Annotated in this window: 16 protein-coding genes and 5 pseudogenes; 15 read left to right on the plus strand and 6 right to left on the minus strand. The window is 67.1% G+C overall.

Annotation, left to right across the window (positions count from 1 at the left end):
* Window positions 1-2: 2 nt before the first annotated feature.
* Together ABDW49_RS06890 and ABDW49_RS06895 are read right to left on the minus strand one after the other, a co-directional pair.
* Window positions 3-1,148 (minus strand): HlyD family efflux transporter periplasmic adaptor subunit, encoded by a 1,146-nt coding sequence (locus ABDW49_RS06890; protein WP_343610682.1) that lies wholly within the window; start codon window positions 1,146-1,148, stop codon window positions 3-5.
* Window positions 1,141-2,631: an efflux transporter outer membrane subunit gene (locus ABDW49_RS06895; RefSeq protein WP_343610683.1), complete on the minus strand. Its 1,491-nt coding sequence runs from the start codon at window positions 2,629-2,631 to the stop codon at window positions 1,141-1,143. Before ABDW49_RS06895 ends, ABDW49_RS06890 begins: the two co-directional genes overlap by 8 nt.
* Window positions 2,632-2,737: 106 nt before the next feature.
* Between ABDW49_RS06895 and ABDW49_RS06900 the strand changes: the two genes are divergently transcribed.
* Window positions 2,738-3,373 carry a TetR/AcrR family transcriptional regulator gene (locus tag ABDW49_RS06900; protein ID WP_343610684.1) on the plus strand — a complete coding sequence of 212 codons (636 nt, stop codon included), beginning with the start codon at window positions 2,738-2,740 and terminating at the stop codon, window positions 3,371-3,373.
* 107 nt (window positions 3,374-3,480) lie between these two features.
* On the opposite strand, the gene tenA is transcribed toward ABDW49_RS06900, so the two are convergent.
* Complete coding sequence (gene tenA, locus ABDW49_RS06905; RefSeq protein ID WP_343610685.1) at window positions 3,481-4,152, minus strand: thiaminase II; 672 nt, start codon at window positions 4,150-4,152, stop codon at window positions 3,481-3,483.
* 263 nt (window positions 4,153-4,415) lie between these two features.
* On the opposite strand from tenA, the gene ABDW49_RS06910 reads away from it, so the two are divergent.
* From ABDW49_RS06910 to ABDW49_RS06940, 7 genes are all read left to right on the plus strand, one after another.
* A complete protein-coding gene (locus ABDW49_RS06910; RefSeq protein ID WP_343610686.1) occupies window positions 4,416-5,015 on the plus strand; it encodes a hypothetical protein in 600 nt (199 codons plus the stop codon).
* A 118-nt stretch (window positions 5,016-5,133) separates the two neighbouring features.
* The gene (locus tag ABDW49_RS06915; RefSeq protein ID WP_343610688.1) at window positions 5,134-5,706 is read left to right on the plus strand and encodes a peroxiredoxin; all 573 of its coding nucleotides are present in this window, start codon (window positions 5,134-5,136) and stop codon (window positions 5,704-5,706) included.
* 182 nt (window positions 5,707-5,888) lie between these two features.
* Entirely contained in the window at window positions 5,889-7,124 is a 1,236-nt protein-coding gene (locus tag ABDW49_RS06920; protein WP_343610690.1) for a thioredoxin family protein, read from the plus strand.
* 6 nt (window positions 7,125-7,130) lie between these two features.
* Window positions 7,131-7,811 (plus strand): sigma-70 family RNA polymerase sigma factor, encoded by a 681-nt coding sequence (locus ABDW49_RS06925; protein ID WP_343610691.1) that lies wholly within the window; start codon window positions 7,131-7,133, stop codon window positions 7,809-7,811.
* A complete protein-coding gene (locus tag ABDW49_RS06930) occupies window positions 7,804-8,433 on the plus strand; it encodes an NrsF family protein (RefSeq protein ID WP_343610692.1) in 630 nt (209 codons plus the stop codon). The genes ABDW49_RS06925 and ABDW49_RS06930 overlap by 8 nt, the downstream gene beginning before the upstream one ends.
* A gap of 110 nt (window positions 8,434-8,543) precedes the next feature.
* Window positions 8,544-10,124: a SulP family inorganic anion transporter gene (locus ABDW49_RS06935; RefSeq protein WP_343614192.1), complete on the plus strand. Its 1,581-nt coding sequence runs from the start codon at window positions 8,544-8,546 to the stop codon at window positions 10,122-10,124.
* A gap of 14 nt (window positions 10,125-10,138) precedes the next feature.
* On the plus strand, window positions 10,139-10,783 hold the full coding sequence (locus ABDW49_RS06940) for a ParB-like protein (RefSeq protein WP_343610694.1): 645 nt from the start codon (window positions 10,139-10,141) through the stop codon (window positions 10,781-10,783).
* Between the two features lie 129 nt (window positions 10,784-10,912).
* On the opposite strand, the gene ABDW49_RS06945 is transcribed toward ABDW49_RS06940, so the two are convergent.
* Window positions 10,913-11,086, minus strand: coding sequence for a hypothetical protein (locus ABDW49_RS06945; protein WP_343610696.1), 174 nt, complete (start codon window positions 11,084-11,086; stop codon window positions 10,913-10,915).
* Window positions 11,087-11,184: 98 nt separating this feature from the next.
* Window positions 11,185-12,054 carry a LysR family transcriptional regulator gene (locus ABDW49_RS06950; protein ID WP_343610698.1) on the minus strand — a complete coding sequence of 290 codons (870 nt, stop codon included), beginning with the start codon at window positions 12,052-12,054 and terminating at the stop codon, window positions 11,185-11,187.
* A gap of 89 nt (window positions 12,055-12,143) precedes the next feature.
* Between ABDW49_RS06950 and ABDW49_RS06955 the strand changes: the two are divergent.
* From ABDW49_RS06955 to ABDW49_RS06965, 3 pseudogenes are all read left to right on the plus strand, one after another.
* Window positions 12,144-13,310, plus strand: a pseudogene (locus tag ABDW49_RS06955) (isovaleryl-CoA dehydrogenase); the annotation flags it as partial.
* Window positions 13,311-13,567: 257 nt separating this feature from the next.
* Window positions 13,568-13,615: pseudogene (locus ABDW49_RS06960) on the plus strand (hypothetical protein); the annotation flags it as partial.
* A 76-nt stretch (window positions 13,616-13,691) separates the two neighbouring features.
* Window positions 13,692-13,988, plus strand: a pseudogene (locus tag ABDW49_RS06965) (carboxyl transferase domain-containing protein); the annotation flags it as partial.
* On the opposite strand, the gene ABDW49_RS06970 reads toward ABDW49_RS06965, so the two are convergent.
* Window positions 13,907-14,092, minus strand: coding sequence for a hypothetical protein (locus tag ABDW49_RS06970; RefSeq protein ID WP_343614394.1), 186 nt, complete (start codon window positions 14,090-14,092; stop codon window positions 13,907-13,909). The pseudogene ABDW49_RS06965 and the gene ABDW49_RS06970 sit on opposite strands and share 82 nt — an antisense overlap.
* Before the next feature lie 77 nt (window positions 14,093-14,169).
* On the opposite strand from ABDW49_RS06970, the pseudogene ABDW49_RS06975 reads away from it, so the two are divergent.
* From ABDW49_RS06975 to ABDW49_RS06990, 4 genes and pseudogenes are all read left to right on the plus strand, one after another.
* Window positions 14,170-14,952: pseudogene (locus tag ABDW49_RS06975) on the plus strand (carboxyl transferase domain-containing protein).
* 5 nt (window positions 14,953-14,957) lie between these two features.
* Window positions 14,958-16,831, plus strand: a pseudogene (locus tag ABDW49_RS06980) (acetyl/propionyl/methylcrotonyl-CoA carboxylase subunit alpha).
* Window positions 16,831-17,283, plus strand: coding sequence for a MaoC family dehydratase (locus ABDW49_RS06985; RefSeq protein WP_343610700.1), 453 nt, complete (start codon window positions 16,831-16,833; stop codon window positions 17,281-17,283). Before ABDW49_RS06980 ends, ABDW49_RS06985 begins: the two are co-directional and overlap by 1 nt.
* Window positions 17,280-18,110 (plus strand): CoA ester lyase, encoded by an 831-nt coding sequence (locus tag ABDW49_RS06990; RefSeq protein ID WP_343610702.1) that lies wholly within the window; start codon window positions 17,280-17,282, stop codon window positions 18,108-18,110. The genes ABDW49_RS06985 and ABDW49_RS06990 overlap by 4 nt, the downstream gene beginning before the upstream one ends.
* Window positions 18,111-18,125: the final 15 nt, after the last annotated feature.

Consider the following 18,125-nt stretch of genomic DNA (forward strand, 5'->3'; position numbering starts at 1 on the left):
GGTCAGTCCCCGCTGGAGAGGTTGATGTCAGCATCCATCGACAGGCCGACGCGCAGCGGGTGATCGGCCAGCTCCTTGGGATCGAGTTTCACGCGCACGGGCAGGCGCTGCACGATCTTGATCCAGTTGCCGGTGGCGTTCTGCGCCGGGATCAGCGCGAAGGCGCTGCCGGTGCCGCCCGAGAAACCGGCGACCTTGCCATGGAACACCACGCCGCTGCCGTAGAGATCGGAGGTCAGTTCCACGCTCTGGCCGACCTTGACCTTCTGGAGCTGGCTTTCCTTGTAATTGGCATCGACATAGAGCGCGCCCACCGGCACCACGCGCATCAGCGTGTTGCCCGCGGCCACGCGCTGACCGACCTGCACGCTGCGGCCCGAGACCACGCCATCGACCGGCGCGCGGATGACGGTGCGTTCCAGATCCAGCTTCGCCTGATCGACCCTGGCCTGCGCGGCCAGCACATCGGGGTTGTTGGTGACGGTGGTGCCCGCGATCAGCGCATCGGTGGCCGAGAAGTTGCCCTGAGCCACGCCCTTGTCCGATCCGGCCTGCATGACCGAGGCGCGGGCCTGTTCGAGGCTGGCGCGCGCGGCGGCGAAGGCGTTGGTCGCGGAGGTCAGCTCGTCGCCCGAGACGGCGCCATGCGGGGCCAGCGTGCGGCGGCGATCCAGATCGATCTTGGCCTTGTCATAGGCGGCCTGCGCCGAAGAGAGCTGGGCCTGAGCGCTGACGATCATGGCCTGACGGGCCTTGATCTGCGTGGCCAGCGCCTTGCCGGCAAAGGTGGTCTGGCCATACTGGCGCTTGGCCTTGGCCAGATCCGCCTCGGCCTGGTTGAGGGCGATCTGGGCGTCGCGCGGGTCGATGCGGACCAGCACGTCGCCCTTGTGGACGACCTGCGTATCCTGCACATCGACCTCGGCGATCTGCCCGGCGACCATCGGCGTGATGGTGGCGGTGTCAGCGCCGACATAGGCGTTGTCGGTGGTGACATGGCGGCTGCCGATCAGCACATACCAGCCCCCGGCCACCACGCCTGCCGCGACGACGGCAATGGCGATGCCGGTGAGCAGCTTCTTGCGGCGGTTCGAGCGGGTCGCGTCTTCCTGCGACTGCGAAACGGAGTTGAGATCGGCTTCAGCCATGGGTTGCATCCTTGGGGGCATTTGCGGCTGCGGCCGCTGAAGGGGGGGTGTTGTTGGCGACAGAGGCACTCAGCCCGCCGCCCAGAGCGCGCACCAGCGCGACATCCAGCGTGAAGGCACGCGCCTGAAGATCGGCATGGGTGCGCCGCGCGGTCAGCACGGCCTCCTGCGCCGAAAGCACATTGAGATAGGTGGAGAGCCCGCCCTTGTAGCGCATGTTGGCGATCTCATAGGCCGCCTCGGACTGGGTGAGGGCCTGGCCGCTCTGTTCCAGCCGCTGGGTCAGCATCGACTGGCTGGCGGCGGCGTCGGCCACGTCATGGAAGGCGCCCGCGACAGTCTTGTCATAGGCGGCGACCGCCTCGTCGAAGGTCGAGCGGGCCGAGCGGTACTTGCCCTTGATCTCTCCGGCATGGAAGATCGGCATGGAGATCGACGGGCCGATGCCGGCCAGCACGGTGCTGCCCTGCACGAGGTTCTCCAGCCCGATCGCGGGATGCGCCGCCAGTGCCGAGATCGATACGGCCGGATAGAAACCGGCGCGGGCGACCTTGATCTGCTCGTCATCGGCCTTCACGCGGGCCAGAGCGGCCGCGACATCGGGGCGATGGGCGATCAGATCGGTGGTGACGCCCTCGGGCAGGCCGCGCGCGGCGATCTGCACCGTGGGGCGGGCGATGGACAGGCCACGATCCGGACCCTTGCCGAGCAGCGCGGCCAGAGCATTGCGGGTGAGGGCAATGTTCTCGTCGATCTGCAGCATTTGCTCGCGGGCGGCGGGCACGGCGGCCTGCGCCTGCTTCAGCTCCGCCTGCGTATCGAGGCCGTTGGTGACGCGCTCGCTGGTGAGCTGGGCCTGCGTTTCCTTCAGCCTGATCGAGGCCTCCTGCACATCGCGCTCGGCATAGAGACGGGCGAGATCGGCGTAGGAGCTGGCGATGGCGGTCGAAAGCGTCAGGCGGGCCTGCGCCACATCCAGCTCGGCCGCGGTGCTTTCCAGCTTGGCGGCGCGCAGGGCGGCGCGGTTCTTGCCCCAGAGGTCAAGATCGAAGCTGAGCTGGAGCACATCGGCGCCAACGCCGCTCCAGCCGTCGGACAGGATCCCGCCGGGGAAGTCCTTGGCATAGGTTTCCTGACCGATGATGCGGCCGTCCAGCTTGGGCAGCAGGGGGGCGTGCTGCTGCTGCTGATAGCCTTGCGCCTGATGCAGGCGGGCAACGGCGGTCGCGACATCGGGGGAGCCGGACAGCCCTTCCGCAATCAGCGCGTCGAGCTGGGGGTCGCCATAGGCATGCCACCAGTCCTGCGTGGGCCATGCCGCATCGGAACGCGTGGCGGCGCCCAGCGTTTGCTGAGAGGCATAGTCGGATACGGCGGTCGGGGTGGGCTTGGGGCCGAGCGGCGGGGGGCTGACACAGCCGGCCAGCAGCACGGGCAGCAGGGCGGCTAGGATGGTCGTGGTGCGAAGTGGGGGGTGCTTCATAATTTTTACCGTACTGTTGGGTACGCTGCATATCGCCTTGTAGAAGGGTCTTGTCAACCCATTACCATACTGTACAGTACGACATATTGAGTGTATGGATAATGGCATGAGCAAGAGAGAAGAGCGCCGGGGTGAACGGCGCGCCACCATTCTGGAGATCGCGGGCAAGTGCTTCTTTGAACACGGCTATGCGGGCACCACCATGTCTGCCGTGGCGGCCCGTCTGGGCGGTTCCAAGGGCACGCTGTGGAGCTATTTTTCCTCGAAAGAAGAGCTGTTTGCGGCCTGTGTCGAGGAAAAGACCGAGCTGTTCCGCACCGAACTGGTGCAGGTGCTCAATTCAGGCGCGCCCTTGCGCACCGCGATCGAGGGGTTCTGCCGCCGCTTCATGGCCAAGATCCGCGAGCCTCAATCGGTGGCGCTCTATCAACTGCTGTGCGGCGAGGGCACGCGGGCTCCAGAGGCGAGTCGCATCTTCTATGAGCGCGGCCCCGGCGTGGTGCAGGCGCTGCTGGTGGGTTTTCTGGGCAGCCATGTCGAGGCCGGGCGGTTGAGCGGCGGCACGGCGCTGGAAATGGCGCAGGTGCTGATCTCGCTGTGCACTGGCATTTCGCATCAGCGGGTGCTGCTGGGGCTCAATTGCCCGCAGGGCATGATGCAGCCGCCGCCGCCCGAGAAGATCGCGGATCTGTTCTTCCGGCTCTACGCTGTGGATGATGGCGAGAGCAAGCGAGTCGCCTGATTTAAGCGCAGTTGGAGAGTTCCGGCACAACCTTCGGGAAACAATGTGTTATCGTCGGGAGACGTTATGGGAGCGCGAGGGGGTAACCCCCTCGCACCTGTCTTTCTTCAATTAAACCCTACCGGCCACTCTGCCTGGCGATAGGCCGAATCCCAGAACATCCATTCAAAGCGCGTCGCATTGCGGAAGGCGGTGGCCATGCCTTGCCGAATCGCGGGCGAGGCCTGCGCGGCGGCTTCATCGACCAGAGCCCGCACGCGATCCGTGGCCGCGCCAAAGTCGGGGGCGGCATAGGTGTCGATCCATGCCGCATAGGGATTGGGCGAGACAGCCTGCGGCTTGATCGCGCAACCGACCTCCCAATAGACCCAGAAGCAGGGCAGGATGCCCGCGATCAGCTCCTCATAGCTGCGTGTGGCGGCCAGACCCGCCAGATAACCGGTGTAGCCCAGACAAGCGGGCGAGGGCTCTGCGACCTGAACCATGGCAGGGGTGACACCGAATTGCGCGAAAAAGCCCTGATGGAGGATTTCCTCGACCTGCACGGCCACCTTGGCGCCGTCGGAAAACTCCAGCCGCCCGGCGGATGAGGGCGCGCGGGCCGCGGCGATGGCCAGCACACGGGCATATTCGGCCAGATAGAGGCTGTCCTGCAGGATGTAATGGCGGAAGCTGTCGGGGCTGAGCGTGCCATCGGCCAGTTCGCTCAGGAACGGCTGGGCGAGGATGGCGCGGCGCAGCGGGGCCAGCTCTTGCCAGATGGTGTCGCAGAAACTCATGAGCCGGGCCTTTTCTTTGAGAGCGAGCGGGCCGCATGCCTCAGGCCTTCGCCTCTGTCGATGGCCAAAAAAAAGCCCGATCGTGAGACCGGGCCTTGGAAAGTTTGGGAGAGGATGCCTGAAAGGCGAGTTTCTTATTGCAGCGCAGCATGGATGTTGCAAATGCGAAAAACGAAACAGTCGATGCGCAAATCGGAACAAGGGGCCGGGCCGGGCAGAGAGGCTCTGGCGTCATGCGGGGAGGGACGCTAGAGCCCCGCGCCATGAACAAAGCCCCGATCGCCCGAGACCTCGCCCAAATGGGCAAACTTGTCGCCCAGAACCACGGCTGGGCCGCCGCCAAAGCCTTCAAATCCTCGACCATGACCCATGATGACGGGGTGGCGGTGTCGAAAGCGGGCCTTGACCTGCTGCGCGTCTTCCCGGCCTCGCCCGATGAGGCGCCGCTGATGAGCGCGGCTCTGGCGGTGCGTCTGGAAGGTGCGCTTTCTGCACCTGCCTATGTCGTGGCCGGGACGCTGGCGGTGGAGGGCACGCCGGTGCTGGGGGATCGCAGGGCTTTCGACCCGGCCATTGCCTTTGCCGGGGAGGCACCGCGTTTCAACGGCCATGTCTGGCTGATGGTGGGTGATATCATCATCGATATCGCGCTGTTCCGCCTCGCCTATTCGGCGGAGGGGCCTGCCGTGCTGTCGCGCCATGTCGATCTGGCGTTCGGCCCCGGCAAGGCGCTGTTCGTCGATCTGTGGAAGCATGCCGCGCGCCTCGGCCTCAACTATGAGCCGCATTATGTGCTGAGCAGCGAGGAAGTGACCCGCCTGATGGGCGGTGCTTTCCACGCCATCAAGGCGGCTCAGGGATAAAAGCGCGCCGCGCGCGAAAAAATTCCATCGGGCGCGCAACTTTTCCCGCGCTGCCATCGAAAACGGAAATGGGGGCCGGCGCGATGCCGGCCCCATCCGCTTGATGGGAGCACACGTGATGACAGGTTTCAATCGCGCCAAAATGGCCCGTGGTTTCGCTCTGGCTCTGGGTGGTTCGCTGGCGCTGCTGGCTGCCATGCCTGCCTCGGCCGCGCTGCAGGTTGGCGAAAAGGCCCCCGATTTCACGCTGAAGGCCGCGCTGGGCGGCAAGGAAATGCCTTTCTCGCTCAAGCAGGCGCTCAAGAAGGGCCCTGTGGTGCTCTATTTCTTCCCGGCCGCCTTCACCCCCGGCTGCACCATCGAGGCTCATTCCTTCGCCGAGGCGACCGACAGCTTCAACAAGCTGCATGCCACGGTGATCGGCGTCACCTCGGGCAACATCGACCGCGTGGCCGAATTCTCCAAGGTGGAATGCCGCAACAAGTTTGCCGTGGCCGCCGATCCCGACGCCAAGATCGCCGGTGAATACAAGAACCAGATGCAGGCGATGGGCAAGACCCTGTCGGACCGCACCTCTTACGTGATCGCGCCCGATGGCAAGATCCTGATGGCCTACTCCGACCGCAATCCCGAGCAGCACATCACCAAGTCGCTCGAAGCCGTGAAGGCCTGGCGCGCGAAGCACTCGTAAGAGTTCGTTTGCAAATCCGGCGAAGCCGGATTTGCGGCGCCAGCCCTCTCCCCCACCCGGCCACCCAACGGCAGTATCATATGGGTGGCCGGGTGGGGGAGAGGGCTGGCGCCGCCCAGGACATGCGCTTTGCGCATGTCCAATCAGACTCCAGGCCCGGTTGGTAAAGAAGGCAGGCCCCTATGCTTATCGCTCTGTTGTCCGCGTTTCTGGGCGGATTGATCCTCAATCTGATGCCCTGCGTGTTTCCGGTGATTTCGCTCAAGATCATGGGGCTGGTGCGCCATGGTGACGAGCATCCCGGACAGTTGCGGGCCGAGGGGCTTGCCTTTTTTGCAGGCGTGATGGTGGCCATGCTGGCGCTGTCGGGCGCGCTGATCGCGGCGCGTGCGGGCGGCGCTGCGGTGGGCTGGGGCTTTCAGCTCCAGTCGCCGCTGGTCATCGCGGTGCTGGCTTTGGTGATGCTGGGAGCGGGTCTCAATCTGGCGGGCCTGTTCGAGTTTGGCCTCGCAATCCAGCGCATTGGCCAGAGCGGCGGCAAGGCGTCCGGCCCGCTGGGCGCGGCGCTGACCGGCGTGCTGGCGATCGTGGTCGCCACGCCCTGTTCCGGGCCCTTTATGGCGGGCGCGCTGGGCTATGCGCTGGTGCAGCCGCCGCTGGTTGCTTTGGCGATCTTTGCCGCGCTGGGGCTGGGCTTTGCCGCGCCTTTCACGCTGATTTCCTTCGTTCCCGCTCTGGCCAGGCGCCTGCCCAAGCCCGGCGCGTGGATGGGCACGGTCAAGACCGTGATGGCTTTCCCGATGTTCGGCGCGGCGGCCTGGCTGACCTGGGTGCTGGCCCAGCAGGCTGGCAATGGCGGGCTGGCGGTGCTGCTGGCCAGCTTTGTGGCGCTGGGCTTTGCGGCCTGGCTCTATGGGCTGGGGCAGAAGCGCCGCATGATGGGGCAGGGCTTTGGCGGCTTCTATGGCGCTGCGGGCGCGGTCGCTGCGCTGATCGCCGTGGCCATCCTGCGCCCGGCGGGCGGCATTCCCGTCCATGCCGAGGCGGCGCCTTCGCTGGCCGATGCCGCGCCCAGCGCATGGTCGCCCGAAAAGGTCGCGGCGCTGCGCAAGCAGGGCAAGCCGATCCTGATCGATTTTTCCGCAAGCTGGTGCATCACCTGTCAGGTCAATGAAAAGACCACCCTGTCCACGCAGGAGGTGAAGACCGCTCTGGCCCGCACCGGCACGACCTTTCTGGTGGCCGATTCCACCAAATTCGACGCGAAAATTCAGGATGCCATGGCCGCCTATGGCCGCGACAGCCTGCCGCTGACGGTGATCTATCCCGCCGATGGCAAGGAGCCGGTGATCCTGCCTCAGGTCCTGAGCAAGGGCTTGCTGGTCGAGGCGCTGGACAAGGCCTCCGGAAAGGCGTGAGTTCAGATGGCGCTTGCATCAGCCCTGCGACTTGCCGCAGATGCTCCGACCGGGCGGCTGGGCAGGATGGGCAAAGTGTCGGCACGAAATGACGCAGGACATGGCAGGGCCGCACCGCCGCGCACCGCAAGGGTCGAACCTGCCCTGTGGCCCGCTCTGATGCAAAAGGCGCAGGATGGCGACGGGCAGGCCTATCGCCTGCTGCTGGGCAGCATCACGCCCGCGATCCAGTCGCTGGTGCGCCGCCGCGTCTTCGACGAGGCGCTGGCCGAGGATGTGGTGCAGGATACGCTGATGACGCTGCACCGCGTGCGCCACACCTATGATCCGGCGCGGCCGATCATGCCGTGGATCGCGGCGATTGCCGCCACCCGCGCCATCGATGGCCTACGTCGGCAAGGGCGCATCCAGCGCCGTGAAATATGGGATGAAACCGTGCTGGCGATGGAGCTGGACCCCGATGCCACCCACCGCATGGAGGATTTCGCCGTGGAGGGCGAGGTGAGCCAGTTGCTCGCCTGCCTGCCTGCCCGGCAACGTCAGGCCGTGGAGATGGTCAAGCTGCAACAGATGAGTCTCGATTCCGCCGCTCAGGCCACTAGCCAGTCGGTGCCTGCCTTGAAAGCCTTGCTGCATCGGGCCTTTGCCCGGCTGCGTCAGGAGAAGGGGGTGGGCGACAATGGCTGATCACGACCTGCTGATCGACCAGCTTAGCGCCTCGCTGGCGCCGGTGCAGCGGCCCCGGCCTGCGGGTTTGCGCGCGCTGGGCTGGATGGCGCTGGCGCTGCCCTGCGGCTTTCTGATGACCCGCCTGATCCCGCATTACCAGCCCGACTGGAGCGCGCCCGGCATGGTCTGGCCCATGGTGGAGATCGCACTGGCGCTGGGCGTGGGGCTGACGGTGATGGTGCAGGCCTTTGCGGGCAGCATTCCGGGGCGCGATACACGCGGGTTGCGCCTGCCTGCGGCTCTGGCGCTGGTCTGGTTGGCGATCAGCCTTGCCAAAATCGCGCAGTCGCCGCCGCATCCCATCCGGCCCGGAGCGGGGATGTATTGCTACACCTTCATGATGCTGGCCAGTGCGCCGATCATGCCGATGGTCATTCTGGCGCTGCGCCGCACGCGCGCGCTGCGCCCCGGACGGGTGCTGGCGCTGGCGGGGGGAGGCATTGCCTTTTCCGTCGCCGGGCTGCTGGGCTTTTGCCATCCCGGCACGCTGCATCCGATGGATTTCGTGATGCATCTGGCCGCCGGCCTGACCATCACCGGCCTGACGACCCTGCTGGGGCGCCGCTTTATCGCCGCCTGATCAGGGCTTGGCTTGGCGGCGGTTTGGCGCCACAGTGGCGGGCTCGGCGCGATTAGGGCGCGTCAGGGCAAAAGGGGGAGGGGGCTATCCGCTTCGATCCGCGCAATCTGCTGACCGCTCTGGCGGTGGCCGGGCTGATGTTGCCGGAAGGCGTGGCCTATGCCGGGCTTGCCGGATTGCCGCCGGGCCGCGCTCTGGAGGCGGGGATCGCGGGAGGCCTCGCCTATGCTCTGGCCGGGCGCAGCCGGTTTGCCGTGGTCTCGCCCACTTCCTCCTCGGCGGCGATTCTGGCGGCGGCCATCGGCGGCCTTGCCACCAATGAGCTGGCCAGCGGCGTCGATCGCGATGCGCTGGCGACCATGCTGGTGGCGCTGGTCGGGGTGATTTTTCTGGGGCTGTCGGCGTTCCGGCTGGGCAGCCTTTCGGCCTTTATCTCGCGCCCGGTGCTGCATGGCTTTGCTTTCGGGCTGGCGATCACCATCATCCTGAAACAGATCCCGCCGCTGCTCGGCATCTCTGGCATCAGCGGCCCGATCTGGACCGCTTTGCCGCATCTGGTCGAGGCTCTGCCGCGCGCCAATTGGCCCAGCGCCGCCATCGGCCTGATCGCGCTGGGCGCCATTCTTGCGTTACGGCGCATGCCTCAGGTGCCGGGAGCTCTGTTGGTGATCGTGGGGGGGATTGCGCTGGGCTCCACCGCCGCGCCGGAATTGTGGCATGTGGCGCTGGCCGGGCCGGTGACGCTCGGCATGCCCAGGCTCGATCTGCCGCCGCTGGCGCTGTTGCCGCGCCTGTTCCAGCTGGCCGCGCCGATTGCGCTGATCCTCTTTGCCGAAAGCTGGGGGACGATGCGCTCGCTGGCGCTCAAGCATGGCGATGCGATCGATGCCAACCGCGAGCTGGGCGCACTGGGCGTGGCCAACATTGCCGCCGCCGTGGCGCAGGGCATGCCGGTGGGGGCGGGCTTTTCAGCAGGCTCCGCCAATGAGGCGGCGGGCGCCACCAGTCGCGCCGCCGCCGCCATGGCCGCGCTTGCGGTGCTGCTGCTGGCGCTGTTTGCGGCGGGTTGGATCGCGCGCATACCCGAGCCTGTGCTGGCCGCCGTGGTGATTGCGGCGCTGACCCATGCGCTGTCGCCCGCGCCGCTGCTGCGCCTTTTCCATATTCAGCGCGATGGCTGGATTGCTCTGGTCGCCGCTCTGGGGGTGCTGGGGCTGGGGGTGCTCAATGGCATGCTGGCGGCGATTGCCCTGTCGGTGGCGCATCTGCTCTATGTGCTGGCGCATCCCTCGATCAGCGCGCTGGGGCGCATCGGGCAGAGCCATGATTTCGTCGATATCGCCCGGCATCCCGATGCGCAGGCGTTGCCGCAGGTCGCCATCTTCCGCCCCAATGCGCCGCTGATCTTCGCCAATGCCGAAACCGCCCTGCGCGCCATCGATACGCTGGCCCGCGCCAGTGCCGCGCCGCTGGTGGTGCTCAGCCTTGAGGAAAGCAATGACCTCGACAGCACCGCCATCGATGCGCTGGCCGAGTTCGCGCAAGGGCTGACCGCTATCGGCAAGCAGTTGGTGCTGGCCCGCGCGCATGACCGGGTGCGCGATGTGCTGGTCGCCGCCGGTATGGGCGATCTGGCGGTGCATTCAACGCACAGCGTGGCCGATGCCGTGCTGCAAGCTCGTCAAAACTGAGGGGGAATGACCCAATGGCCTTGTCTCATCCGATCGAACCCGTCCTTCACGCCGTGCCGATCAAGGATCTGCGCCCGACGCAAATGACGGTGGGCATGCATGAGGTGCGCCGCAAGCGCGACGCGTGGGAGAAGCTGAAAGCCAATGCGGAAGGCAAGGGCGGCGCCTTTCTGGGCACCCATATGATCCCCACGGTGCTGGGGCCGGACGGGCTGCACTGGCTGGTCGACCACCATCATCTGGCGCTCGCGCTGCATGAGGCAGGGGAGGAAAAGGTGCTGGTTTCGGTGATCGCCAAGCTGCAGCATCTGCCCAAGAAGCGCTTCTTCGCCTTTATGGACAGCCACAACTGGCTGCATCCCTATGATGGCGAGGGTGAGCGCCGCGACTGGAAGGACCTGCCCCGCCACGTCGGCAAGCTGGAGGATGACCCCTATCGCTCGCTGGCAGGCGAAGTGAGGCGCGCGGGCGGCTATGCCAAAAGCGTGACGCCCTACACCGAGTTCCTCTGGGCCGATTACTTCCGCAGCCGCATCAAGCGCGGCCAGATCGCGGACAAGTTCGACAAGGCGCTGGTGAAGGGCGTGGAACTGGCGCGCATCCCCGAGGCCGCCTATCTGCCGGGCTATGCCGGGCCCGACCATGGCGGCGAGGACTGACGCAGACGCAGGGATGCCGGCCTTTGCGTGAGAGCAAAGACCGGCAGGGTTAGGGCGCAAGATGCTCCTGCCGGACCCCAGTCGGGCAGGACACGCAAGACCGGCGAGCCGAAACTCGTAGCCTTTGGGTCAGGCCATGATGGAAAAGGTGCTACCCGTGGCCATCGCGGCCGAGGCGGTGGCGACTTGCTGTTCCGCGGCGGCATTTGCGGCAATCGCGGGGGCGGCGGGAGGCGAGGCCTGCAACTGTGCCTGCCAGGCGGCGGCGGTGCTGGAACCAACGGCGCCAATCTGAATGCTCATCACTGCTCTCCAATGCGACGTAATACCCGTCCACACAGGCAGGACGGTGGCGGGAGCAAGGGGTTAAGGGGCGTTTGCGGCAGGCCGTTGTCGAAAGGTTAAGGCGTGGCGCTGCTGAGACGGGCGGGGTCGATCAGTTGATCCAGCGTCATGCCGCCACCCGGCGACCATTGGCGATCATGCAGCAGGCCGATCCTGCGCCGGAACGCATAGCCATCGACCGCCAGCGGCACGGTTCCATCAATTGCCAGCGAGGCGGGGGCGGTGGTGATGCCCAGCCCCGCCGCGACCATCGCCAGACAGCGCTCATCGCTCTCCGACCGCAGGGCGAAGCGCGGGCGGACCCCGGCGCCGGTGAAGAAGCGGCTGGTGTCCTCCAGAATTTCGCAGGAACGGCGGGCGATCATGATCTCTCCGGCCAGATCCTCGGGCGCCACATGGTCGCGACCGGCCAGCGGGTGGTTTTGCGGCACCAGCATCGTATAGGCCTCCTCCCAGAGCGGATGGGCGACCAGATCATGCTCGGCCTCGCGCAGCAGGGTGAGCGCCAGATGGATGCGCCCGCCCGTCAGCGCGGCGCGCAGGTCATAGTCCGTGCCCTCGATCACTTCGATGCCGTAATGGGCGCCCAGCGCCGCCACGATCCGCCCCAGATCGCGGTTCGCCACGGTGCGCAGCACGCCAAGGCGCAGGGTTGGCCATTCGACGGCGGGCGCCGCGCCGAAACTGTCGGCGACGCGAAAGCCGCGCTCCAGATCGCGGGCGATGGGCAGGAAGGCGCCCCCGGTCTCGGTCAGGCGGACATGGCGCCGGTCGCGCAGGAACAGGCGCGTGCCCACCAGCCGCTCCAACTCGGCGATGCCTGAGGAAAGCGTGGGCTGGGTGATATGCAGCCGGGCTGCGGCCTGAGCAAAGCTCCCCGCATCGGCCAGCGCCAGAAAGTGGCGGATATGGTTGCGCTTGATCATAGAAAAAATCTATCCTGAAAGGCGATAGTTTTCAATTTTTCATATTAACGTCTCTGGCTTATCCTCCCGGCAAAAGATGAGAGGACAGCATGAAGGCGACCCCCGATTTCGACTTCGCCCTGAGCGAGAGCGCGCTGATGATCCGCGAAAGCGTGGCGCGTTTCGCCGACCAGAAAATCGCGCCGCTGGCCGCCGCCATCGATGCCGAGGACCGCTTCCCCAGCGAGCTCTGGCCGCAGATGGGCGAGCTTGGCCTGCATGGCATCACGGTTGAGGAAGAAGATGGCGGGCTTGGCCTCGGCTATCTGGAGCATGTGATCGCGGTGGAGGAGGTGGGGCGCGCCTCGGCCTCGGTGGGCCTGTCCTATGGCGCGCATTCCAACCTGTGCGTCAACCAGATCAAGCGCAACGGCAACGCCGAACAGAAGGCCCGCTACCTGCCGGCCCTGGATCAGCGGCGAGCACATCGGCGCGCTGGCGATGAGCGAGCCGGACGCCGGCTCCGACGTGGTCTCGATGAAGCTGCGCGCCGACAAGCGGGTCGGCGACCGCTTACGTGCTCAACGGCAGCAAGATGTGGATCACCAACGGCCCCCGGATGCCGACACGCTGGTGGTCTATGCCAAGACCGACCCGGACGGCCGGGCGCAAGGGCATCACCGCCTTCATCTGATCGAGAAGGGCTTCCCCGGTTTCTCCATCGGCCAGAAGCTCGACAAGCTGGGCATGCGCGGCTCGAACCCAACCTGCGAACTGGTGTTCCAGGACGTCGAGGTGCCCGAGGAGAACGTCCTGGGCGCGGTCAACGGCGGGGTGAAGGTGCTGATGAGCGGCCTCGACTACGAGCGCGTGGTGCTCGCCGGGCGGCCCACTGGGCATCATGCAGGCCTGCATGGACGTGGTGGTGCCCTACATCCACGACCGCCAGCAGTTCGGCCAGACCATCGGCGAATTCCAGCTGATCCAGGGCAAGGTGGCCGACATGTACGTCGCTCTGCAATCGGCGCGGGCCTATGTCTACGCTGTGGCGCGGGCTTGCGATGCCGGGCAGACCACGCGTTTCGATGCGGCGGGCGCGATCCTGCTGGCCAGCGAGAACGCCACCCGCGTGGCCGGGGAGGCGATCCAGATCCTCGGCGGCAACGGCTACATCAACGAGTTCCCGGCCGGCCGCTGTCTGCGCGACGCCAAGCTGCTACGAGATCGGCGCCGGCACCAGCGAGATCCGCCGCATGCTGATCGGCCGCGAACTGTTCGCTGGGCGCATGACCGGCCCCATCCTCCCGACGCTGCTCGATCGCAACGATCCGCAGACACAGGCGCGTGAGGCGCACAACCGTGCTCTGGCGCAGGATCTACGCGACCGCGTCGCCAAGGCCGCGCTGGGCGGCGGCGAGAAGGCCCGCGACAAGCACAGCGCGCGCGGCAAGCTGCTGCCGCGCGACCGCATCGAGCGCCTGCTCGACCCCGGCTCGCCCTTCCTGGAGCTTTCCGCCAACTGGCCGCCGACGGCATGTACGACGATGCCGTGCCCGGCGCCGGCGTCATCGCCGGCATCGGCCGCGTTTCTGGCCGTCTGGCGATGGTCCTGGGCAACGATGCCACGGTGAAGGGCGGCACCTACTTTCCCGCTGACCGTGAAGAAGCACCTGCGCGCCCAGGACATCGCCGAGGAAAACCGCCTGCCCTGCATCTACCTGGTGGACTCGGGCGGCGCCAACCTGCCGCACCAGGACGAGGTGTTCCCCGACCGCGAGCACTTCGGCCGCATCTTCTTCAACCAGGCCAACATGTCGGCCCAGGGCATCCCGCAGATCGCCGTGGTGATGGGCTCCTGCACCGCCGGCGGGGCCTACGTGCCGGCGATGAGCGACGAGACCGTGATCGTGCGCGAACAGGCCACCATCTTCCTCGCCGGCCCGCCGCTGGTGAAGGCCGCCACCGGCGAGGTGGTCAGCGCCGAGGAACTGGGCGGCGCCGACGTGCACTGCCCGCCGCTCGGGCGTGGCCGACCATCTATGCCGAGGACGACGACCATGCCCTGGCCATCGCCCGCCGCTGCATCGCCAACCTCAACTGGGGCCGCAGCAAAAGCCCCACACCCCGCCGCAGGATGTGGCCGAACCGCTCTACCCCGCCGAGGAGCTGTACGGGGTGATTCCCGCCGACAGCAAGCAGCCCTACGACGTGCGCGAGGTGATCGCCCGCCTGGTCGACGGCTGCGAGTTCGACGAGTTCAAGGCGCTGTTCGGCACCACCCTGGTCTGCGGCTTCGCCCACCTGCACGGCTATCCGGTGGCCATCCTGGCCAACAACGGCATCCTCTTCGCCGAGGCCGCGCAGAAGGGCGCGCACTTCATCGAACTGGCCTGCCAGCGCGGCATCCCGCTGCTGTTCCTGCAGAACATCACCGGCTTCATGGTCGGCCGCAAGTACGAGGCCGGTGGCATCGCCAAGCACGGCGCCAAGCTGGTGACCGCGGTGGCCTGCGCGCCAAGGTGCCCAAGTTCACCGTGCTGATCGGCGGCAGCTTCGGCGCCGGCAACTACGGCATGTGCGGCCGCGCCTACTCACCCGCGCTTCCTGTGGATGTGGCCGAACGCGCGCATCGGCGTGATGGGCGGCGAGCAGGCCGCCGGCGTGCTGGCCACGGTCAAGCGCGAGCAGGCGGCGGCCCCGAGGAGCTGGCCAGCCGCGGCGGAAGAAGCCGAGGCCTTCAAGGCGCCGATCCGCGAGCAGTACGAGCGCCAGGGCCATCCCTACTACGCCAGCGCCCGCCTGTGGGACGACGGCGTGATCGACCCGGCGCAGACCCGCGACGTGCTCGGCCTGGCGCTGGGCGTCTGCATGGAAGGGCCTGCGCCCGAAGCCACCCGCTTTGGCGTGTTCAGGATGTGATGGCCATGTTCAGCAAGATCCTGATCGCCAACCGCGGCGAAATCGCCTGCCGCGTCATCCGCACCTGCGCGCCGCCTGGGCATCGCCACCGTGGCGGTCTATTCCGAGGCCGACCGCTCAGGCGCTGCATGTCCGTCAGGCCGACGAAGCCGTCGCCATCGGCCCGGCGCCCGCGCGTGATTCCTATCTGCGCGGCGACCGCATCATCGCGGCGGCGCTGGCCACCGGCGCGCAGGCGATCCATCCCGGCTACGGCTTCCTTTCGGAGAATGCGGACTTCGCCGAGGCCGTGACCGAGGCGGGGCTGGTCTGGATTGGCCCCGATCCCGCCAGCATCGCCGCCATGGGGCTGAAAGATGCCGCCAAGGCGCTGATGGCCAAGGCCGGCGTGCCCGTCACCCCCGGCTATCAGGGCGACCAGCAGGATGCGGCTTTCCTGCGCCCAGCAGGCGGAGGCCATCGGCTACCCGGTGCTGATCAAGGCGGGGGCGGGCGGCGGCGGCAAGGGCATGCGCCTGGTCGAAAAGCCGGAAGATTTCGCCGATGCCCTGGCCATCCTGCCAGCGCGAGGCGGAAAAGTCCTTCGGCAACGACCACGTGCTGATCGAGAAATACGTTGCGCGCCCGCGCCATGTCGAGATCCAGGTGTTCGGCGACCGCCACGGCAACCTCGCTCTACCTCTTCGAACGCGACTGCTCGGTGCAGCGCCGCCACCAGAAGGTCATCGAGGAAGCCCCCGCGCCGGTGCTGGATGGCGACCTGCGCCGCGCCATGGGCGAGGCGGCGGTGAAGGCCGCGGCTTCGGTCAACTACGTGGGCGCCGGCACCGTCGAGTTCATCCCGGCGAGGGCATGACCGCTTCTACTTCATGGAGATGAACACCCGCCTGCAGGTCGAACACCCGGTCACCGAGGTGATCACCGGCCAGGACCTGGTCGAATGGCAGCTGCGCGTCGCCGAGCGGCGAGCCGCTGCCGCTGCGGCAGGATGAACTGGCCATCACCGGCCATGCGATCGAGGCGCGCCTCTACGCCGAGGATCCGTCGCGCGGCTTCCTGCCGCAGCACCGGGCCTTTGACGCGGCTTGCCCTGCCTGACAATCAGGGGCGGGTGGACACTGGCGTGGCGCAGGGGCTGGCGGTCAGCCCGCATTACGATCCGATGATCGCCAAGCTGATCGCCCATGCTCCGACGCGCAATGCTGCGCGGACAAGGCTGGAGGATATGGTGGCCAAGGTCGAATGCTGGCCGGTGAAGACCAATGCCGCCTTCCTGACCAGGGCGCTGGCGGATGAGGATTTCGCCGCAGGGCAGGTCGATACCGGCCTCATCGCGCGCAAGGGGGAGGCATGGATGCCCTCGGGCGAACCTTCCGAGGCGGCGCTGCAGGCCGTGGCCCGCATGACACTGACGGGGCCGCTGTTGCCGGGGGCCTGGCAGGTGCGGGGGCTGCGCGCCAATGCAGAGCCAGCGCCCACCGTGGTCCGTCTGGCGCAGGGGGACCGGCTTTATCCGGTGACGCTGTCGTCGCGGCAGCCTGCCATGCCGGTGCTGAAACAGGGCAGTGGTTGGCTGGTCAGCGAGGGGGGCGAGACGTTTCATCTCACCCCATGGCGCCCGGCAGCGGGCGAGGGGGCGGCAGGCTCCGGCGCGATCGAGGCGCCGATGCCCGGTCTGGTGATCGGTGTGTTTGTCAGCCCCGGCGAAACGGTGCGCAAGGGGCAGAAGCTCTTGACGCTGGAGGCGATGAAGATGGAACAGGCTCTGCTGGCGCCCTTCGATGGCGTGGTGACGGCCCTGTCCGCCCGCGTGGGGCAGCAGGTCGCCGCCGATGCCTTGCTGGCGCGCATCGAGGTCAAAGCCGAGGGAGAAGCCTGATGGGTGGACGCTGTTTCGAGGATTGGCAGGTGGGCGACACGCTGACTCACCAGCCCAGCCGCACCGTGACCGAGACCGACAATCTGCTCTTCTCGGCCATGACGCATAACACCCAGCCGCTGCATCTCGATGCCGAGGCGGCCAGGGCCAGCGAGTTCGGGCGGATTCTGGTCAACTCCACCTTCACCTTCAGCCTGTGCGTCGGGCTGTCGGTGGGGGATACCACGGTGGGCACGCTGGTCGCCAATCTGGGTTTCGACAAGGTGGTCACCCCGCTGCCGACCTTTATCGGCGACACGCTGACCTGCCACAGCGAAATTCTGGAACTGCGTGAATCGAAATCGCGCCCGCAGGCCGGGATCGTCATCTTCCGCCACTGGCTGACCAACCAGCGCGGCGAGACGGTGCTCTCCTGCCAGCGCAGCGCGCTGATCCAGAGGCGCGCGGCATGAGGTTGCGCTCGCTGCTCTTCGTCCCCGGCGACCAGCCCGAACGCTTCGCCAAGGCGGCGGCGAGCGGGGCCGATGCGGTGATCCTCGATCTGGAGGATTCGGTGGGGTTAAGCGCCAAGGCAAGGGCACGCGCGGCGGTGGCGGACTATCTGGCCGGGCCGCGCAATCTGCCGGTGCTGGTGCGGATCAATCCGCTGGCGACGGCCATGGCTGCGGCCGATCTGGCAGCGGTGTTGTCCGCCCGCCCCGATGGCATTGTACTGCCCAAGGCAGAAGGCGCGGCCAGCCTTGCGGCTCTGATCGAGGCCATGGGGGAGGGCGCCGTGCCCGTGCTGCCCATCGCCACGGAAACCCCGGCTGCGGTGTTCCAGCTTGGGACCTATGGTGCGGTCGCCAAGCATCTGCTGGGGCTGACATGGGGAGCGGAGGATCTGCCCGCCGCCATCGGGGCCGCCACCTCGCGCGAGGAAGATGGTCGCTACACCCCGCCTTACGAGATGCTGCGCGGGCTCACTTTGTTTGCCGCGCATGCCGCCGAAACCGCTGCCATCGAAACGGTGTTTCCGGCGATCCGTGATGAGGCGGGGCTGGCGGCCTATGTGGCGCGGGCGCGGCGGGATGGCTTTACCGGCATGCTGGCGCTGCATCCTGCGCAGATCGCTATCATCAATGCCGGATTTACGCCCACCGGCGAAGAAATCGACGAGGCACAGCGCATCGTCGATGCCTTTGCCGCGCAGCCCGATGCGGGGGTGTTGTCGCTGGATGGGCGGATGGTCGATCGCCCGCATCTCGTGCAGGCGACAAAGCTGCTGAGCCGCGCCTGACGAAAACCATGCCGC

The sequence above is a fragment of the Novosphingobium sp. genome (genome assembly GCF_039595395.1).
Taxonomy (GTDB): domain Bacteria; phylum Pseudomonadota; class Alphaproteobacteria; order Sphingomonadales; family Sphingomonadaceae; genus Novosphingobium.

What these genes read in the sequence shown, in the direction of transcription:
- ABDW49_RS06990 (WP_343610702.1), top strand. Translation starts at nt 17,280, where the DNA reads ATGAGGTTGCGCTCGCTGCTCTTCGTCCCCGGCGACCAGCCCGAACGC.
- ABDW49_RS06890 (WP_343610682.1), bottom strand. Translation starts at nt 1,148, where the DNA reads ATGGCTGAAGCCGATCTCAACTCCGTTTCGCAGTCGCAGGAAGACGCG.
- ABDW49_RS06920 (WP_343610690.1), top strand. Translation starts at nt 5,889, where the DNA reads ATGCTTATCGCTCTGTTGTCCGCGTTTCTGGGCGGATTGATCCTCAAT.
- ABDW49_RS06940 (WP_343610694.1), top strand. Translation starts at nt 10,139, where the DNA reads ATGGCCTTGTCTCATCCGATCGAACCCGTCCTTCACGCCGTGCCGATC.
- ABDW49_RS06895 (WP_343610683.1), bottom strand. Translation starts at nt 2,631, where the DNA reads ATGAAGCACCCCCCACTTCGCACCACGACCATCCTAGCCGCCCTGCTG.
- tenA (WP_343610685.1), bottom strand. Translation starts at nt 4,152, where the DNA reads ATGAGTTTCTGCGACACCATCTGGCAAGAGCTGGCCCCGCTGCGCCGC.
- ABDW49_RS06985 (WP_343610700.1), top strand. Translation starts at nt 16,831, where the DNA reads ATGGGTGGACGCTGTTTCGAGGATTGGCAGGTGGGCGACACGCTGACT.
- ABDW49_RS06925 (WP_343610691.1), top strand. Translation starts at nt 7,131, where the DNA reads ATGGCGCTTGCATCAGCCCTGCGACTTGCCGCAGATGCTCCGACCGGG.
- ABDW49_RS06930 (WP_343610692.1), top strand. Translation starts at nt 7,804, where the DNA reads ATGGCTGATCACGACCTGCTGATCGACCAGCTTAGCGCCTCGCTGGCG.
- ABDW49_RS06900 (WP_343610684.1), top strand. Translation starts at nt 2,738, where the DNA reads ATGAGCAAGAGAGAAGAGCGCCGGGGTGAACGGCGCGCCACCATTCTG.
- ABDW49_RS06910 (WP_343610686.1), top strand. Translation starts at nt 4,416, where the DNA reads ATGAACAAAGCCCCGATCGCCCGAGACCTCGCCCAAATGGGCAAACTT.
- ABDW49_RS06950 (WP_343610698.1), bottom strand. Translation starts at nt 12,054, where the DNA reads ATGATCAAGCGCAACCATATCCGCCACTTTCTGGCGCTGGCCGATGCG.
- ABDW49_RS06970 (WP_343614394.1), bottom strand. Translation starts at nt 14,092, where the DNA reads ATGGTCGTCGTCCTCGGCATAGATGGTCGGCCACGCCCGAGCGGCGGG.
- ABDW49_RS06915 (WP_343610688.1), top strand. Translation starts at nt 5,134, where the DNA reads ATGACAGGTTTCAATCGCGCCAAAATGGCCCGTGGTTTCGCTCTGGCT.
- ABDW49_RS06945 (WP_343610696.1), bottom strand. Translation starts at nt 11,086, where the DNA reads ATGAGCATTCAGATTGGCGCCGTTGGTTCCAGCACCGCCGCCGCCTGG.